This window comes from Streptomyces palmae, assembly GCF_004684805.1.
In the GTDB taxonomy this organism is placed as follows: domain Bacteria; phylum Actinomycetota; class Actinomycetes; order Streptomycetales; family Streptomycetaceae; genus Streptomyces; species Streptomyces palmae.
The window spans coordinates 1-13,962 of sequence record NZ_SRID01000173.1 but is presented as its reverse complement, the minus strand read 5'-3'; the positions used below and the strand labels follow the sequence as shown (position 1 = coordinate 13,962).

Genomic DNA, 13,962 nt, shown 5'->3' with positions numbered 1-13,962 from the left:
CCGGTAATCCCGCCCGCACCGCGAGCTGCCCCCGGCCCGGGTGATCCCGCACCGCACCGCACCGCACCGCAGCGCACCGCAGCGCGAGCCGGCCCCCGGCCCTGCCGGTCTCGCGCGGCCCGCATCGTGGGGTGAACCCCGGCCCGATCCCCCGCGCACCGCGAGCAGGGACCGAGGCCGCCGCGTTCGCCACCCGGGGTCGCGGGTGGCGGAACGTCGAGGGGTGGGGCCGCACGGGGGCCCTTACCGTCGGAGGCATGACGCGTCAGGCGCGGCCCGGTGACGGGGATCCGGAGGACGAAACCCCTGGCCGCGGTCTGCCCGCGGCGGGCGGGCTCAGCTCGGCGGAGGTCGCCGAGCGGGTGGCTCGGGGCGAGGTCAACGACGTACCGGCGCGCTCCTCGCGGTCGCTCACCGAGATCGTCCGGGCCAATGTGCTCACCCGGTTCAACGCGATCATCGGCGTGCTGTTCCTGATCATCCTGGTCGTCGGGCCGATCCAGGACGGACTCTTCGGGTTCGTCATCGTGGCCAACACCGCGATCGGCATCGTCCAGGAGCTGCGCGCCAAGCGGACCCTGGACAACCTGGCGGTGATCGGCGAGGCCAGACCGACGGTGCGCCGCGACGGCGCACCGGTCGAGCTGCCCACCTCCGAGATCGTGCTGGGCGATCTGATCGAGCTGGGCCCCGGGGCCAAGGTGGTGGTGGATGGCGAGGTGGCCGAGGCGGACGGCCTGGAGGTCGACGAGTCACTGCTCACCGGCGAGGCCGACCCGGTGCTCAAGAAGCCCGGGGACACCGTGATGTCCGGCAGCTTCGTGGTGGCCGGCGGTGGGGCCTTCACCGCCACCAAGGTGGGCCGCCAGGCGTACGCGGCCCAGCTCGCCGAGGAGGCCTCCCGGTTCACCCTGGTCCACTCCGAGCTGCGCAGCGGCATCAGCCTGATCCTCAAGTACGTGACCTGGATGATGCTGCCGACCGCGGTGGGCCTGATCATCAGCCAGCTGGTGGTGGAGGGGCACGACTGGCGGGAGGCGGTGCGCCGGATGGTGGCCGGCATCGTGCCGATGGTCCCGGAGGGGCTGGTGCTGCTCACCTCGCTCGCCTTCGCGGTCGGGGTGATCCGGCTGGGCCGCAGGCAGTGCCTGGTGCAGGAGCTGCCCGCGATCGAGGGGCTGGCCCGGGTGGACGTGGTCTGCCTGGACAAGACCGGCACGCTGACCGAGGGCCGGATGGACCTCACCGAGCTGCGTCCGCTGGGCGGCGCGCGGGAGGAGGAGCTGCGCGCGGTGCTCGGCGCGCTGGGGTCCGCGGACCCGCGCCCCAACGCCAGCCTGCTGGCCATCATCGAGGCATGTCCGGCCGAGCGGGGGTGGGAGACCACCGGGACCCTGCCGTTCTCCTCGGCCCGCAAGTACAGCGGCGCCGCCCTGCGCGCACCGGCCGGCGAGCCGGACGGCGCCTCGTCCGGCAGCTGGCTGCTGGGCGCCCCCGATGTGCTGCTGCCGCCCGGTGACCCCGCGCTGGCCGGGGTCGAGGAGCTCAACGCGCGGGGGCTGCGGGTGCTGCTGCTGGCTCGTACGGACCGGGCGCTGGACGATCCGCGGGTGGCAGACGGGGCGCGGGGCGCGGCGCTGGTGGTGTTGGAGCAGCGGCTGCGCCCGGACGCCGCGGACACCCTGCGCTACTTCGCCGAGCAGCGGGTGGCCGCCAAGGTGATCTCCGGGGACAACGCGGTCTCGGTGGGCGCGGTCGCCGGGAAGCTGGGGATGCCGGGGGCGGAGCGCCCGGTGGACGCCCGGCGGCTGTCCGCCGAGCCGGAGGCGATGGCGGCCGAGGTGGAGCGGGGGACGGTCTTCGGGCGGGTCACCCCGCGGCAGAAGCGGGACATGGTCGGGGCGCTCCAGACGCGCGGCCACACCGTGGCGATGACCGGCGACGGGGTCAACGACGTGCTGGCGCTCAAGGACGCGGACATCGGGGTGGCCATGGGCGCGGGCAGCGAGGCGACCCGGGCGGTGGCGCAGATCGTGCTCCTGGACAACAGCTTCGCCACCCTGCCCTCGGTGGTCGCCGAGGGCCGCCGGGTGATCGGCAACATCGAGCGGGTGGCCAACCTGTTCCTGGTCAAGACCGCGTACTCGGTGCTGCTGGCGGTGCTGGTGATCTGCGCCCGGGTGCCGTATCCGTTCCTGCCCCGGCATCTGACGCTGCTGTCCACGCTGTCCATCGGGGTGCCGGCGTTCTTCCTGGCGCTGGCTCCGAACCTGGAGCGGGCGCGGCCCCGGTTCGTCCACCGGGTGATGCGCTACTCGATCCCGGCCGGGCTGATCGCCGGCACGGCCACCTTCACCACGTATCTGCTGGCCCGGTCCTACTACACCGGGCCGGGTGCCAAGGACGCCGAGACCAGCGCGGCGACGCTGACGCTCTTCCTGATCTCGCTGTGGGTGCTGGCGATCATCGCCCGGCCGTACACCTGGTGGCGGGTGACCCTGGTGCTGGCGATGGCGCTGTGCTTCCTGATCGTCCTGGTGACCCCGTGGCTCCAGCGCTTCTTCGCGTTGAAGCTGGTGGGGACCACGATGCCGTGGACGGCGGCGGGCATCGCGCTGGTCGCGGGGGCGGTGCTGGACCTGGTCTGGCGCTGGATCACCGCCCGGGGGGAGAGGCCGGCTCGCGCGCTCCCCCGCGGGTAGTACCCGGAACCACGCGGTGGTGGTGCCGGGTACTGCCCGTCATCGGCTGTACTTCACCGGACGCCTCGCGGGACGCCCTTCACCGGACGTCCCGTCCGGCGTCTTTCGTGCCACGCCTCAGCGGACGTCCACGAAGTCGCCGGTGGCGGTGGCCGGGGCGGTGGTGGACAGGCCCGCCCAGGTGTAGCGGTAGTAGCCGTCCACGGACGCGGTGACGGTGGTCTTCAGCGCGCCGTTGGTGCCGGACTTCACGTTCTTGACGTCGACGTACTTGGTGCTGCCCTTCTTGCGGAACTGCAGCTTGACCGACTGGTCCTTGACGCCGACGTACTTCTGGTACCCGATCCGCCAGTCGGCGCGGCTGAGGGTGCCGGTGACGGTGATGGTCCTGCCCTTCTTCACCGGCTCCGGGGAGGCGTTGACGGTCAGCTTGGCGTGCCGCTGCACCTTGAAGCTGCCGGCCTTCTCGCTGGTGAAGAAGTCGCCGTCCTTGGCGTCGGCCCAGGCGTCCACGTACCAGGTGCCGGCCGGGCTGTTGTCGTAGAAGTCGGCGCGCGGGTCGAAGGTGAACTTCGCCGTGCAGGTCGAGGTGGTGTCGTTCACCGCGGTGCACACGGGACGGGAGTTGGGCTGCGCGAAGCCGTACGCCGGACCCTCCAGGTCGAGGACGCTGAGGCCCTTGATGCCCGAGTTGTCGCGGGCGGTGACGGAGACGGAGAAGGTCGTGGCATGAGTGGTGTCCACGACGACCGGCTTGCCGCCGTTGACCACGACCTTGCTGATCACGGTGTCGCCGTAGCCGTCGGCCTGGGCGGCGGGCGCGGCCAGACCGATCAGGCCGGCCGCCGCCGCGGTGGCGGTGAGTACGGCCATGGTGGTGCGCTTGGTCATCTGTTCCCCCACGGGATGACGAGACACTGCCCGGTTCATTCGGTCATGACCTCGACAGTGTCGGTTTCGGCGTCACCCTACGATCTTCACCACAAGTTCACAACAATTGCGACATGCACCCAACCGGCACCCAGCCTGCACCTGACGCCACGTCATGTCCGAGGGGCTGCGGGCGAGTCCGAACCCGCCTCCCCGGCCCCGCGGGTGCGCAGAGGTGTGCCCCGGGGCGCACCTCTGTGCGCCCCGGGGCACGGTGGGTGGCTCGCGCCTGTCAGTCGAACCAGCGCGCCTGGGCCAGTTCCTCGGTGCGGGTGGGGTCCTCCAGGAGGGCGGCGGCCTCGAAGCGGCGGTGCCAGTGGCCGGCGGCCCAGGCGAGACCCGCGGCGACGCCCTCCAGGGTGGCGGCGTGCAGCACCCCGTCGGGGGTGCGGCGCCAGTCCAGTTCGACGCCGGCCACCACCAGCTCCTCGTGCTCCACATAGGAGGTGGGGGCGCCCGGCAGCAGCACCCGCACCGCGTCCGGGACCTCGCGCGGCTCTCCGCCGCCTGGCACCCCGGCGTCCGCGTACAGCTCACCGAGCCGGCGCACCTGGAACAGTTCGGCCAGATCGGCGGCGGCCGACGGGCGGACCGGCAGCAGCGGCAGGCCGGCGGCGAGCGGGACCAGATCGGGGGCGTCGGCCACCACCGCCTCGGCGGCGTCCACCACCGCCACCCGCCCGTCGAGGACCGCGCGCAGCTCGTCGGGGAGGGTGACCTGCTCCGGGTCCAGCTCGGCCAGCAGCCCGTAGAGCGCGTGCAGTTGGGGCGCGGTCACCGGGCGGTCCGGGTCGGCCAGCCGGGACAGCAACTCGGCGGCGCCGCCCGGCTCGCCCAGCAGCGCGACGGCCGAGGTGCGCACCCCGAGTGCGCGCAGCACCTGCTCGTCCTCGAAGCCGGTGGCGTCCGCGGCCTCGTAGAGCCCGTGCAGCAGCGGGTCGCCGCCGGCCGCGCGCAGTCCGGCCGGGCGCCGGCCGTCCAGTACCGGGTGGCCGCGCAGCCACCAGGCGGTGTACGGGCGGACGGTCTCGGTGGTGCCGTCCGGCAGCAGGATCCGCACCGGGGTGGTGAGCGCGTCCCGCAGCGGCGGCCGGGCCAGCATGGCCAGCGCGCGCGGCCAGGCGTCGTCGGCCACCAGGTCCAGGTCGCGCACCGCGATGATCTCGGTGGCGACCGGCGGGACCGGGGTGTCCGGCAGCCGGTCGAGCAGGTCCTCGCACCACACGTCGACCGCGTCCAGCAGCCCCGCGTCGTCCGGTTCTGCGAAGTCGCCCTCGCGCGGCTCCAGTTCGTCCGGGTCGAGCACCACATCGGTGGCGCGGACCAGCTGGAACCCGGCCAGCACGCCCACCGCGGTCAGCGGCTGCTCGCCCCAGCGCTCGGCGAGTTCGGGGTCGCACAGCGGGAGTTCGCCGGGCACGATCACGGCTTCGAAGTCGCTGCCGGGCAGTACGAGTTCGCCGGCCGGCACCAGCTCGCCGTCCTCGTCGGGCAGCGCCAGGGCGGCCAGCCAGGGCTCGTCGCCGGGGGCCAGCGCGGCGTCCCTGGCCAGGCCCAGTACGGTCTCGGCCAGCTCCTCGGCGTCCAGGCCCGCCCCGCCGGGGCCGTCGAAGCCGTCGTACCAGCTCTCCTCGGCATCCAGCGAGGCGGCGACCGCGGCCCGCACCTGCGGGGTGGTCAGCACGGCCCGCGGGGTGGCCGGGGTGGCGCCCAGCTTCTCCAGCAGCGGGTGCGCGGCGTCCGGGTGCGCGACCTTGAGGCCGAGCCGGGACAGCGCGCCGTGCCGGTCGCCGTCCCCGCCGCCCTCGCCGCTCTCCTCGCGGGTGCCGGTCGGCAGCGGCAGCAGCACCTGCCGGGGCCCGATGGCGGTCCGTACGCCGGCGCCCTCCTCCGCGCCGCCGCCGGCCAGCGGCACCGGCAGGCCGCTGAGCCGCTCCGGGTCCACCCCGGCGAGCGAGTCGTACAGCCGCCACCACCAGGCGGGCGAGCGCTCCACCCCGGCCAGCCGGTCGATCAGCTCGCCCAGCGGCACCCGGGCCACCTCCAGGGCGCGCAGCTCGGGCCGGCGCTCCAGGCCCGCGGGCAGCAGCGCCGGGAACAGCTCGGCCAGCACCCGTACGGTCTCCGCGCCCGCGCCCTCCACCAGCTCGGCGTCCACCGGGCGCAGCGCGTACGGCTCGCCGTCGGCCCCGCCGAACGCCAACTCCTCCGGCCAGGCGCCCGGGGCCGGCTCATCGGCCTCCAGCCGCGTCGCGTACGGCGTGCCACCCGCCGCCGAGTCGGCCGGCGCCGCCGCGCTCGGCAGGAAGGCCACCCGGGGCAGCCGCTCCAGGATGCCGCGGCGCAGCGCGCCGTCGAGCTCGCCCCGGCCCAGCGGGCCCGGCACCAGGTCGATGGTGCCCACCCCCACCGGATGCCAGTCGCGCAGCAGCGCGGCGTAGACCTCGGCGGCGCGCTCCGCCAGGAAGTCGGTGAGCGGGCCGGGCGCGGCGTGCCGGCGGGTCGGCTCCAGGGGGAAGGAGGCGATCAGCAGCGCCGGCAGGCCCAGGGGCTCGTCGGTGGGGGTGGGCGCGTGCACCACGGGCGCGGTGCCGGGACGTACCGGGGCGCCCTCGGAGTCCACCGGCACCGCCCAGGTCACCGACCACTGGGGACGCAGTCGCTCCTCGACCGGGCGGTCCGCCAGCAGCGCCGGGTCCAGCCGCCCGCCGGCCCGCTCGGTACGCCAGCGGGTGACGCCCCGCGGAGCGGCGCTGTCCTCGATCAGGACATACGGGCCGTCCTCGCGGCGGCGCAGGGTGCGGACGCCCTCCGGGGTCTCCACCACCACCTCGGCGAGCCCGGGCAGGGTCAGCGGCAGCGCGTCGTCGACACCGGCGAGCAGCCGGCGCGCCAGGTCCTCGGCGGCGCCGTCGCGCAACGGCAGCACCACCACCGTGTCGTACCCCTCGGGCGCGGTGCCGGCGGCGGGCAGCGGCAGGCGCAGCAGCGGTACGTGCCCGTCGCGGCGGCGCAGTTCGTCGGCGAGTCCGGCGCTGTCCCGGGATGCCTCCTGGGCCAGCTCGCGCGCCTCGGCCAGCGCCCAGCGGACGCCCCCGGTGCGGCCGACCACGGCGGGTTCGTCGCTGACCGCCAGCACGGCCGCGAAGCCGACCCCGAAGCGGCCCACCGGTCCCGCGCCGTCCCCGGGGCCGGCCGCGCCCTCCCCGGGTTCCTCGCGCTTGGCGGAGGCGCGCAGGGTGGCCAGCGACTCGACCCCGGCGGCGTCCAGCGGGGCGCCGGTGTTGGCGGCGGCCAGTACGGCGGGGGTGTCCTCGCCGGCCGGGTGGAGGGTGAGCCGCAGCCGCCCCGGCACTCCGGCGCGGGCGGCGGCGTCGGCGGCGTTCTGCGCCAGCTCCACCACCAGCCGGTCGCGGTATCCGCCGAGCGCGAGATCCTCCTCGGCGTTGGCGTCCTCGCGGAAACGGGCGGGCGAGGCCGCCCACGCGTCCAGCACGCCGCGCCGCAGCCGCGCGGTCCCGAACGGGTCCGCGTCCTCGGTCACGCTCCGCACCATCGCCGTGCTGCCCACGATCGCCTCCGGGTTCTGGATCACTGTTCCGGCCCCCGCGCGAGCCCCGCCCGCGCGCACCGCCTGCCGCGAACGTACCGCCCATTCGATCGTGCGCTCGCCCCGCCCCTGAGCGACAGGGGGCTGAACTGCGATTTCCTCGCCCGAGTCGGCGGACGGGGGGTGGCCGGGAACGGGCCGTCCGCGCCGCCGGGGCCGGCCCCGGGTGCGCCCTCCGAGCCGCCCTGGTGCCGCGCACGCCGGAAGCCGTGCGGAGGGAGGTCTCCCGGGAGCAGCGCGGCCGGGCGGGTCACGGGGCCCGCACCCTCGCCACCTTCACCGCGAGGACGCCGAGCAGGACCGGGCCGTCCGTGCCGTCGGCGGCCGTCCGCACTGTCCATTACGTCATCAAATCTGACAGCTGGTCCGATGTGTTGGTGTGCCCGCGTGTTGTGGGAGGGAAGGCCGAGTGATCGGACGTGGCCGGTCAAGCTCACGGATCGGGGGACCTGCCCGAAACGGTTGACGCAAGGAGCACGTACATGGGTCCTGAACACAGGGCGGCTTCGCTGCTCGGGCCACTGGTCCGGGACGGCTCCAGGAAGGCCGGAATGCTCGTCTCGCTCGCACTGGTGGTGGCCGCCGGGATCGCCTCCCCCGCCGCAGCGGCGAGCATGTCCGCGCCCACGGCCGGCTCCTACGGCGGTGGCGGCTGCGGCACGCACTCCCACCACACCGCGCACGGCGGCCCTCACAAGAAGCGGCACAAGGGCGAGCGCAAGGAGAGCCGCAAGGGCGACCACCGGTGCAAGGGCGGCAAGGTCCGGCCCGGCCCGCCCGGACCACCCGGACCGGAGGGACCACAGGGGCCGGAGGGACCGGAGGGGCCGGAGGGACCGGAGGGACCGCCCGGGCCGGAGGGACCCGAGGGGCCGCCCGGACTGAACGGGCCGGAGGGACCGCAGGGGCCGGAGGGGCCACCTGGAGCCACGGGTGCCACGGGTCCGGCGGGTGCTGCCGGTGCCACCGGCGCCACGGGTCCGGCGGGTCCGGAGGGTCCTGCCGGAGCCACCGGCGCCACGGGTCCGGCGGGTCCGGAGGGTCCTGCGGGTCCTGCCGGAGCCACCGGCGCTACGGGAGCCACGGGACCGATCGGGCCCGAGGGGCCGCCCGGACCGGAAGGCGTGCCCGGACCGGAGGGACCGGCCGGCCCCACCGGAGCGACAGGCCTGACCGGACCCGAAGGCCCGCCCGGAGCCACCGGAGCGGAAGGCCCACCCGGACCGGAAGGCCCGCCCGGAGCCACCGGAGCGGAAGGCCCGCCCGGACCGGAGGGACCGGCCGGCCCCACCGGAGCGACGGGCCTGACCGGACCGGAAGGCCCGCCCGGAGCCACCGGAGCGGAAGGCCCACCCGGACCCGAAGGACCGCCCGGACCGGAGGGGCCGCAGGGGCCGCCCGGAGAGTTCGTCGTCGTCGAGCAGCCGTGCTTCGACATCGACGCGGCGCAGACGACGGGGGACTACGACCTGCGGGCCGCGACGTCCTACGGTCGGTCGTTCGTGGGAATCCGCAGCAACACCGACGCCGGGGGCCCCGGCCCCTTCATCTGGACCGACCTGAGCATCCAGCCGGGCTTCTTCTACCAGGCCTGCGGTACGTCGATCCACGAACGCGGCCCGGCCGACGAGCCCCACCCGGTGTACATCGACATCATCACCAACTACGGGGAGGTCTTCGAGACCGAGTGCACCGTGGACCCGGCGGTACCTGCGCTGACCTGCGGCAATCCCTGGGTGCCGGTGACCTACCTGTAGCCGCCGGTACCCGCTGACCGGTCAACACGTCACGCAAGCGAGCCCGGGGCGCACGCCACAAGCGCGCACCCCGGGCCCGTACGGTCACGGCAGGTGCGCCGCATCGGGCGCACGCCTGACGATGCGCCGCCGGCAGGAAGGCGCGCCCCAAAGGGGCGCTGGGGTCCCCCCGGACGAAGTCCGGGGGAGAACTGCGCGACCAGCCACACCCAACCCGCGGCCGACGACACCCCCACGCACACCGCCCCGCCCCCGCAGGGCAACCCGTCAGGAGTGGCCCAGCTCCTCAGTAGGCATGTCCGGCTCGACCGAACCGCCGCCCCGCTCGGGGTGCAACGGCATCGGCTCGACTAGGGTCTCGTCCACGACCGGCTCGGCCGGCCGCGGTGGCTTGGGCATCACGGCCGCCTCCGAGTGCGCGCCGCAGCCGTAGGTCAGCGAGACCACCCGGCCGTCGGCGGGGCTGAACTCATTGGCGCACACCCCGAACGCCTGCTTCAGCGAACCGCTGAGCGGCATCAGGAAGCCGCAGCTCACGCAGGGGGCGGGGGCGGCCTGGGCCATCGGGGTCTTGGCCCCGTACGCCTCGTCCCAGCGGTCGGCGGCGGAGTGCAGCCCGTACCGGGAGAGCACCCGGGCGCGCCGCATGCCCAGCTCCTCGGCGACGGCCGCGATGCTGCCGCGGGCCGGCACGGTGGGCTGGGCGGACGGCGGGCCGGCGGACACGTCCGCGTCCTCGACGTCGACCAGCTGTTCCATCTCCTCGGAGACGACGGCGTTCGGCGGCGGGGTGTCCTCGCCGGTGTAGCCGGGCTCCAGGCGCAGGTCCTCGGACTGGGTGGGCAGCAGGTCGCCGGGGCCGAGGTCGCCCGGGCGCAGCCGCTCGCTCCACGGCACCCACTCGGGCGCCAGCATCGCGTCGGGGCCGGGCAGCAGCACCGTCTCGTCGAGGGTCACGGCCTTGGCGCGGGAGGCGCGGGCCACCGTGACGGCCCAGCGCCAGCCGCGGTAGCCGGGCTCATGGCACTCGAAGAGGTGTGTGACGACGCGGTCTCCGTCGGCGACGGCGGCGATATGGTCGCCGACCGCCCCGGGGAGCGCGGCGGCCTCGGCCGCCTCGCGGGCGAGATCGACGGCCTCGGCGCACAGGCGGTCCGGGGTACGGCTTCGCATCGCAGCACTCACAAGAATCGATTCTCTCCTACGCCGTCTCACGAGTGCGCCATCCAGACGGCCGGAACGGCGGACGGAGCGGACCGGAGGACCGCGTCGACGTCCGCGCCCGTACGGCCTCGGGCGCACCTAGTACGTCCCATTCTGAGGGATGAAGACTCGGCGCGTGGCCAGGAACGACCGCTGCTGACGCGTTGAGCACGCTACCTTGTCCCGCGCCATGGGCCCCACCCCCTGTCCACGATGCTCCTCGCGACACGCCGTCAGTACGCCATACCGGGGCCGTTCGACTCGGCCGGGCCCGACCTTCCGTACGCACACGCCCACCCGGGCAAATGGAACAGATCATTCCGGATGGGTCCGGAAAGGCTGACGCGGATGCCCGGTTGGCGCGAACATGGTCGGGTGAGGGTACCGGTGAAGAGCGCCATGAGCTCCGGCGAGCGTGTCCGGCCGCCCGGGTGGGGCCGGAAGCTCGGCCGAGTGCTGCGCAACCCGTTCACCGCGACCGGCCGCAGCATCCGCCGGGCCACCCACGCGCAGGGCGCCGGCGAGTCCGGCCTGGGCAAGCTGATCGAGCTGCACGCCGTGAACTCGGCCGGCGACATGATGATCACCATCGCGCTCGCCTCCACGGTCTTCTTCTCCGTGCCCACCGACGAGGCACGCGGCCGGGTGGCCCTCTACCTGGCCATCACCATGGCCCCGTTCGCACTGCTGGCGCCGGTGGTCGGCCCGCTGCTGGACCGGCTCCCGCACGGCCGACGGGCCGCGATGGCCACCTCGATGCTGGCCCGCGCGGTACTGGCGCTGCTCATGTCCACCACCGTGGCGAGTGCCGGACTGGAGCTGTATCCGGCGGCCCTGGGCGTCCTGGTGGCCTCCAAGGCGTACGGGGTGGTCCGCTCGGCCGTGGTGCCCCGGCTGCTGCCACCCCGCTTCTCCCTGGTGAAGGCGAACTCCCGGGTGACCCTGTCCGGGTTGCTGGCCACCGGTCTGGCCGCGCCGCTGGGCGCGGCGCTGCACAAGGTCGGCGGACCGGAGTGGCCGCTCTACGGCGCCTGCGTGATCTTCTCGCTGGGCGCCTTCCTCTCCTTCACCCTGGGCCCCAAGGTGGACTCCGCGAAGGGCGAGGCCCGGGCCCGGCTGACCACCGGCGAGCACCACCTCCTCCGGCCGCTCGCCCCGGAGCGGAGCCGGCCCGGAGCCGAACCGTCCGCCGACCGGTCGGGAGCCGAACCGTCCGCCGACCGGCCGGGAACCGGACCACCCGCCGACCGGCCGGAGGCCGAACCGTTCGCGGAGGAGGTCGAGCAGGCCACCGGGGGCGGCGCCAGGTCCAAGCGGCCGGGGCTGCGCACGGTGGGGCCCTCGGTGCTGCTCGCCCTCCAGGCGTGCGCCTCGCTCAAGTCGCTCTCCGGGTTCCTCACCCTCTTCCTCGCCTTCCTGCTGCGCGAGCATCCGATCGGCGGGCTGAGTCCCGAGGTGTCGCTGGGCCTGGTGGCGGTGGCGGCCGGCGTCGGCAACGCGCTGGGCACCGCGGTCGGCGCCTGGCTGCGTTCGCGGGGCCCGGAACGGATCATCGTGGTGGTGCTGTCCGGCGCGCTGACGGTGCTGGCCCTCTCCACCATCCTGTACGGCGCGGTGCTGGTGGCGGCCGTGGCGGCCACCGCCGGCATCGCCCAGGCACTGGCCAAGCTGTCGCTGGACGCGCTGATCCAACGGGACGTACCGGAGGCGGTCCGCACCTCCGCCTTCTCGCGCTCGGAGACCACCCTCCAGCTGGCCTGGGTGGTGGGCGGCGCGATCGGCATCTCGCTGCCGCTGAACGGAGTACTCGGCATGTCGGTGGGCGCCGCGCTGATCGCCCTGGGCGCGGCCACCACCGTACGGGGGCTGCTGAGCGCCGCCCGGCGCGGCTCGCCGTACCCCCGCGTGGCATGAACGGAACGGCCGGGTAGCCTGCCCGCATGACCGCTGCGTTGTTTTCCCGGGGCAAGGCCAGTCGTGCCGCTGCCGCCGCCTGTGCCGTGACCCTGGGGCTTGTCGCCCTCACCGCCTGCGACAAGCCGACTCCGCTGGCGACCGTCACGGTCGGCTCCACGACCAAGACCGCCGAGGCCACCAAGGGCTGCTTCGACGAGGACAAGAAGCTGTCCCAGAGCAAGCTCAAGGAGTGCCTCAACAAGGACACCGGGAAGACCATCAAGGTGCAGCCGGGCCAGCGGGTCGGCATCGGCGTGGACCCGAAGATCGCCGAGTACGGCTGGATCGCGGCGACCGCCTCCTCCCCGCTGATGGGCAAGCCCAGCAAGGAGACCTACCGCTCCTTCGACGGCGAGTCGCTGTTCGTGCAGAAGAACCCGCTGGGCCAGGCCGAGACCGTGCCGGAGGTCAACCTCGCGGTCGTCCAGATCGACGAGAACGGCGGCGCGAAGGGCGTCTGGCACTTCAAGCTCAAGCTGGAGTCCTGACGAGCCCCCAGCACCACCCCGCGCCCGGCGGCCCCAGCGGCCCCGGGCCGGAATCCGTGCGCCGCGTGCCGCCCGGCCCGGAGACCGTCCGCCGGGTGCCGCCGCCCGAGTCGGAGACCGTCCGCCGCGTGCTGGTCATCACCGCGGTCGCCGCGGAACGCGACGCGGTGGTCACCGGGCTGCGCGCGGCGGCGGAGTCGACCCACGGGCCGGCTGCGCCGGCGGCCGACCCCGCCGCGGCGGTCGCGGACCACGCCCTGCTGATCGGCGATCGGGCCGAGCCGGTTGGCGATCGGACCGTCCGGACCACGTCGGTTGGCGATCGGACCGTGTCGGCTGCCGGCACGGCCTCGGCGGTCGCCGGCCGCGCCGGGTCGGTTGGCGGCCCCGCCCTGTCCGAAGACGGCCCGAAACTCCCCGCGTACGGCCCCACCCCGCGCGGAGGGGGTCTGGACCTGCCCGGGTACGGCCCGGGTCGGCTGGTACGCGCCCTCGCCGCCGCACGGTTCCCGGGTGCCGCCCCTGCCGCGCCGCGCCCCGGTGCCGCCCCTGCCGCGCCGCGCAACGGGGCGGCCCCTTCCGCGCCGCACCGCGGGGCCACCCCCTCCGGAGCGGCGCCCACCTGCGCCGAAGAGACCCCGGGCAGCCCGGCCCCCGCCTCCGGCCCGCCGCTCCCGCTCACCGTGGACGTGCTGGACGCCGGGGTGGGCCCGGCCGCCGCCGCCGCGGGTACCGCCACCGCGCTGGCCACCGCCGCCCTCCGGCAGGCCCCGTACCACCTGGTCGTCTCGGCCGGGATCGGCGGCGGCTTCCGGCACGCCCCACTGGGCTCCGTGGTGGTCGCCGACGCCATCGTGGTGGCCGACCTGGGCGCCGAGACCCCGGACGGCTTCCTGCCCGTCACCGAGTTGGGCTTCGGCACCGTGGCCCACCGGCCGCCCACCGCACTGGCGGAGGCCGCCGCGGAGGCGACCGGCGCGGTGTACGGAACGGTGCTCACCGTCTCCACCGTCACCGGCAGCGCCGAACGGGCCGCCGCACTCCGCACCCGGCACCCGGGCGCCGCCGCCGAGGCGATGGAGGGCTTCGGGGTGGCCGAGGCCGCCGCCGCCCACGGCCTGCCGGCACTGGAGGTACGTACCGTCTCCAACCCGGTGGGCCCCCGGGACCGCGCGGCCTGGCGGATCGGCGAGGCCCTGGACGCGCTGCGCGAGGCATTCCGCGCCCTGCCCGCGGTGCTGGCCGACCCCACCGCCCGGCTGGACACGGGCGAGCCGACGGATCCGCCCCCCGCGCCCGTGTCCGTCCCCGCGGCC

Annotated in this window: 8 protein-coding genes; 5 read left to right on the top strand and 3 right to left on the bottom strand. The window is 75.2% G+C overall.

The features are described 5' to 3' along the window. Window positions 1–257: 257 nt before the first annotated feature. Window positions 258–2,702 carry an HAD-IC family P-type ATPase gene (locus tag E4099_RS18505; RefSeq protein WP_135340199.1) on the top strand — a complete coding sequence of 815 codons (2,445 nt, stop codon included), beginning with the start codon at window positions 258–260 and terminating at the stop codon, window positions 2,700–2,702. 117 nt (window positions 2,703–2,819) lie between these two features. Here E4099_RS18505 and E4099_RS18500 read toward each other — a convergent pair whose 3' ends face one another. Further along, window positions 2,820–3,605, bottom strand: coding sequence for a calcium-binding protein (locus E4099_RS18500; RefSeq protein WP_425348259.1), 786 nt, complete (start codon window positions 3,603–3,605; stop codon window positions 2,820–2,822). A gap of 259 nt (window positions 3,606–3,864) precedes the next feature. Next, the gene (locus E4099_RS18495; RefSeq protein ID WP_135340203.1) at window positions 3,865–7,188 is read right to left on the bottom strand and encodes a sacsin N-terminal ATP-binding-like domain-containing protein; all 3,324 of its coding nucleotides are present in this window, start codon (window positions 7,186–7,188) and stop codon (window positions 3,865–3,867) included. 1,556 nt (window positions 7,189–8,744) lie between these two features. Between E4099_RS18495 and E4099_RS34270 the strand changes: the two genes are divergently transcribed. Continuing rightward, a complete protein-coding gene (locus E4099_RS34270; protein WP_245244973.1) occupies window positions 8,745–8,999 on the top strand; it encodes a hypothetical protein in 255 nt (84 codons plus the stop codon). Between the two features lie 267 nt (window positions 9,000–9,266). On the opposite strand, the gene E4099_RS18485 is transcribed toward E4099_RS34270, so the two are convergent. After that, window positions 9,267–10,172, bottom strand: a complete 906-nt coding sequence (locus E4099_RS18485) for a DUF3027 domain-containing protein (protein ID WP_135340198.1) — start codon at window positions 10,170–10,172, stop codon at window positions 9,267–9,269. Window positions 10,173–10,601: 429 nt separating this feature from the next. Here E4099_RS18485 and E4099_RS18480 point away from each other — a divergent pair, with 429 nt between their 5' ends. The 3 genes from E4099_RS18480 to E4099_RS18470 all read left to right on the top strand — a co-directional run. Beyond that, a complete protein-coding gene (locus E4099_RS18480; protein ID WP_135340201.1) occupies window positions 10,602–12,116 on the top strand; it encodes an MFS transporter in 1,515 nt (504 codons plus the stop codon). 26 nt (window positions 12,117–12,142) lie between these two features. After that, window positions 12,143–12,646, top strand: a complete 504-nt coding sequence (locus tag E4099_RS18475; protein ID WP_135340197.1) for a hypothetical protein — start codon at window positions 12,143–12,145, stop codon at window positions 12,644–12,646. 683 nt (window positions 12,647–13,329) lie between these two features. After that, window positions 13,330–13,962: futalosine hydrolase (locus E4099_RS18470; protein ID WP_135340200.1), on the top strand; the 633-nt coding region annotated here is incomplete at its 3' end.

What these genes read in the sequence shown, in the direction of transcription:
- E4099_RS18495 (WP_135340203.1), bottom strand. Translation starts at nt 7,188, where the DNA reads ATGGTGCGGAGCGTGACCGAGGACGCGGACCCGTTCGGGACCGCGCGG.
- E4099_RS18475 (WP_135340197.1), top strand. Translation starts at nt 12,143, where the DNA reads ATGACCGCTGCGTTGTTTTCCCGGGGCAAGGCCAGTCGTGCCGCTGCC.
- E4099_RS18505 (WP_135340199.1), top strand. Translation starts at nt 258, where the DNA reads ATGACGCGTCAGGCGCGGCCCGGTGACGGGGATCCGGAGGACGAAACC.
- E4099_RS18480 (WP_135340201.1), top strand. Translation starts at nt 10,602, where the DNA reads ATGAGCTCCGGCGAGCGTGTCCGGCCGCCCGGGTGGGGCCGGAAGCTC.
- E4099_RS18485 (WP_135340198.1), bottom strand. Translation starts at nt 10,172, where the DNA reads ATGCGAAGCCGTACCCCGGACCGCCTGTGCGCCGAGGCCGTCGATCTC.